The organism is Nguyenibacter vanlangensis, from assembly GCF_013376155.1.
In the GTDB taxonomy this organism is placed as follows: Bacteria; Pseudomonadota; Alphaproteobacteria; order Acetobacterales; family Acetobacteraceae; genus Gluconacetobacter; species Gluconacetobacter vanlangensis.
Genome location: NZ_JABXXP010000729.1, coordinates 1 through 1349 on the forward strand (window position 1 = coordinate 1; position 1349 = coordinate 1349).

The following is a 1349-nucleotide window of genomic DNA, read 5'->3' on the forward strand; positions in this document are numbered from 1 at the left end:
AGCAGGTGGGGCTGGCCCATGCGGCCGCGCGCTTTCCGGCGCAATTGTCGGGCGGGATGCGCATGCGGGTGTCGATCGCCCGCGCGCTGGTCACGAATCCCGACCTGCTGCTGATGGACGAGCCGTTCGGCGCGCTGGACGAATGCACGCGCAACCGGCTGGACGAGGACATGGCGGGGCTGTGCGCGCAGCAGGGGCTGACGACGCTGTTCGTCACCCATTCGCTGTACGAGGCGGCGTTCCTGTCGTCGCGGGTGATCGTGATGGCGGCCAATCCGGGCCGGGTCTTCGCCGAATATGTCATCGAACCCGGGATCGCGCGGGACGGCGCGTTTCGGCTGAGCGCGCGCTTCGCCACCATCTGCCGCGACCTGACGGCGCTGCTGGCCGAGGCATCCGCGTCCAGCCGGCTGGACGAGGAGTCCTGACGATGGGGGGAACGACGAGGGCGCGCCTCGCCGCGGTCGCGGCGCCGACGCTGGTGGGGGTGGCCGTCCTGCTGGCGTGGCAGGCGGGATGCCGGCTGTGGCACATCCCGCCCTATCTGATGCCCGCGCCCGGCGATATCGGCGCGGCGCTGGTGCAGAACGGATGGGCGCTGCTGCATGCGCTGCGCAGCACGCTGCTGGTCACCATGATCGCGCTGGGCCTGTCGGCGGTCCTGGGGGTGCTGGTGGCGTTTCTGCTGGTGCAGAGCCGGATGATCGAGCGAAGCCTGATGCCGTACGTGATCGTCATGCAGGTCACGCCGATCGTGGCGGTGGCGCCGCTGATCATCATCCTGGTCAAGACGACGCTGCCGGCGCTGGTCATCTGCGCCACGCTGATCGCGATCTTTCCGATCATCTCGAACACGCTGCAGGGGCTGCGCAGCGTGGACCCGGGGCTGGCGGCATTCTTTCGGATGCACAAGGCCACGCGGATCCAGACCCTGTGGCGGCTGCAGGTCCCCAGCGCGGTGCCGATGTTCATGGCGGGGTTGCGGATTTCCAGCGGCCTGGCGCTGGTGGGGGCGGTGGTGGCCGAGTTCGTCGCCGGCACGGGCGGCAACAGCGCCGGACTGGCCTACGAAATCCTGCAATCGGGTTTCCAGATGGACATTCCGCGCATGTTCGCCGCCCTGGCCCTGATCACGCTGGCCGGGCTGGTGCTGTACGGAGTGATGGCGGGGTTGCAGCAATGGGTGCTGCGGCGCTGGCACGAGCATGGCTGAGACGGACATGGTTGAGACCGCCCCGCGCGAAGCCCGCCATGTTTGAGATGTCCGGATCGCGCCATGTGCTGCGCCGCGCCCGGATTCCGGCGGCGCTGACGCCTTGGCGCGCCCCCGGCGGCGGGGGCGGCGAGTG

The 1349-nt window shown here is 69.8% G+C and carries 2 protein-coding genes; both read left to right on the forward strand.

Features of this window, described 5'->3' with window-relative positions; all coding sequences use genetic code 11:
* Positions 1 to 428 (forward strand): ATP-binding cassette domain-containing protein (locus HUK84_RS18480; RefSeq protein WP_176641537.1); only part of this gene is annotated, 428 nt, incomplete at its 5' end.
* Positions 429 to 430: 2 nt separating this feature from the next.
* Positions 431 to 1213, forward strand: coding sequence for an ABC transporter permease (locus tag HUK84_RS18485; protein WP_176641538.1), 783 nt, complete (start codon positions 431 to 433; stop codon positions 1211 to 1213).
* The last annotated feature ends 136 nt before the right edge of the window (positions 1214 to 1349 follow it).